The sequence below is a fragment of the Phycisphaerae bacterium genome (assembly GCA_012729815.1).
Classification (GTDB): domain Bacteria; phylum Planctomycetota; class Phycisphaerae; order JAAYCJ01; family JAAYCJ01; genus JAAYCJ01.
Genome location: JAAYCJ010000201.1, coordinates 1 through 2505 on the forward strand (window position 1 = coordinate 1; position 2505 = coordinate 2505).

A 2505-nucleotide genomic window follows, 5' to 3' on the forward strand; every position below is an offset into this window, starting at 1 on the left:
ATCCAGACCGGCTTCAGCTCATCCGTGGGTGCTCGCCGAGGCCTCCTGCGATTCAACACCGAACTGCCCAGCAGTGCGGTCGTCAACGCCGCCGGAAGCGCCAGCCTGTCGATGTACCTCTACAGCCGCTACAGCGGATCCAACACCGCCGCCATCGCTCTCAGCAAGCCCAGCTTCACCAACCTCTGGACCGAGAGCAGCGCCACCTGGAACACCGCCAGCGCCTACAGCGGAGACTTCGCCAGCACCGATGTGACCGACTACGGAACCTACTCCTGGAGCTGGAACGGAAACACCGCCGGCATCCCCGGCATGAAGGGCATCGTGGTCCGAAACGCCTCCAGCGAAACCGAGGCCACCTACGCCAAGATCTTCGAGAACCGAGAGAACACCGGCGCCAGTGGCGTTTACCCCGTCATCACCATCTACTATAACTACACCCTGCCCACGGGCAGCCCGAATACCATCCTGAGCTGGGCCTACCTCGGACACTACGCCCAGGGCGCAACCGCCGAGCACCAGACACGCATCCATACCAACCAGATCGCGGGAGACTACGCCAACACCGCGGGTAACGCCGTCGCGGTACCCGTCAATGAAAGCACACTCGCCGCCGACGCCGCCAACGGTAGCGGATACGTCAGCTACGGATCGGCCGGGTACGGCTCCTACAAGTGGAAGAACGGCACCTCGACGGCCAACAACGTCGTTGACCTGCTCAGCGCCCCCTTCTACAACGCCGCGTCCAAGGACAACGGAACCACCTACGCATGCGTCTACATCCACTACAACGCGGCCACCAACAACAGCGTCTACATCGGCGCCGGTTCGGACGACTGCAGCAAGGTCTGGCTCAACGGCGAACAGGTCGGCTATTGGGACTCGCCCATGGGCCGCGGGGCTGTCGCCGACCAGGACTGGTACGGGCCGGTCACCCTCAACAACGGCTGGAACCGACTGGTCATGAAGGTGGAGAACGGCGGCGGCGGTTACGGACTCTGTGCACGCCTCGCCAACAGCAGCGGTAATTACATCGGTAACTGCACCTACTACGTGGCCGACGGAACCGCACCCGCCAACCCCACGAGCTGCACCGAGGCCGGCGGATCGGCCAGCGATGTCTGGCAGAGCGCGTATCCCGACCCCAGCTTCGCCTGGGCAGGGGCTACCGACAGCCAGGGGGCCGGCGAAGGCGTATCCGGAATCAAGGGCTACAAGTACTACTGGGGCACGTCGCCCACCGGTGTCGTGACCAACTGGACCACCGGCACCGCCTTCGACCCCGCAGCTCCCGGCGATGGTGCCTACTACCTGCGGATCAGTACCGTCGATAACGCCCTGAACGAATCGAGCACTCAGACCAAGTTCGTCTTCAAGTACGATGCCACCGCACCGGCCAACGTGAGCCTGGGCTTCGGCACCATCACCACCGACAGCATCGCGGTCCTCGGGACCGGCTCAGACCCGCACTCCGGCATCAACGCCACCAACGGCTTCAACTACAGTCGTGCCGGCGCGGCCGGCAGTGGCTGGACCGGCGGAACCTTTGAATGGACCGGTCTGACCGCCAATACCGAGTACACCGGCCTGACGGTCACCGCTCGCGACCAGGTCGCCCCAACACCCAACTCGGCCTCTTCGCCCGCGATGAGCAAGTACACCCTGCAGAACACGCCGGCAACGCCGATGTTCACCGACGTCACCGAAACGAGCTGCCGGGTTTACACCGCCAATCCCGTCAACCTGACCGCCGGCAACTCCGGCGTTATCTTCCACGACGGCGCCGCGGATCGGGCCAAGGTCACCGAGCTCTACGACGATATCACCGGCCTGACCGCCAACACCGAGTACGTCTTCAAAGCCAAGGCGGTCAATGGCGAGGGCATCGAGACCGCCTACTCCGGCACCGCCAGCCTGTGGACCCTGTCGGTTCCGCCCAGTGAGGGCAGCGTGACCGCGGATGTCACCAATCCCTGCTCCGGCGAGACCGTCAACTGGACCGCGGTCGGCGGCTTCGGAGCCGGCAAGGTCCAGTACTACGCCTATGCCTGGAACCAGAACCCGACGTACACCTTCACCGGCAGCGAGCCCCTCTGGAGCGCTGACACCTTGGCCACCCCGGTCGAGGCCCCGGGCACCTGGTACCTGCACGTCGTCGGCATGAACGCCGCCGATCAACCTAACGGCGGCTACACCTACGCGGTCGAGGCCCAGGGCTGCGTCTCACCGTCGATCATGGCCGCCGTCTCGCGGATGACCCACGGAACCGCCGGCCAGTTCGAGAACGACCTCTGGTCTGCCGAGGCCATCGAGCATCGAGCCGGTGGCCCGACCACGCTGGTAGTCACCTTCGACTATCCCATCCAGGGCAACGAAGGGCTGGACGTCAGCGACGTCACCTTGTCCAGCGGCTCGGTCACCGACCTGGCCATCGACGACGATGAGTTGACCATCACCATGAACGGGGCAGCCAACGGCCAGAACCTCATCGTCGCCTTCCCCGGC

1 protein-coding gene is annotated in these 2505 nt (G+C 64.8%); it reads left to right on the top strand.

Annotation, left to right across the window (positions count from 1 at the left end; translation table 11 throughout):
* The coding region (locus tag GXY33_13545; protein NLX06157.1) for a hypothetical protein at window positions 1-2505 on the top strand (2505 nt) is incomplete at both ends.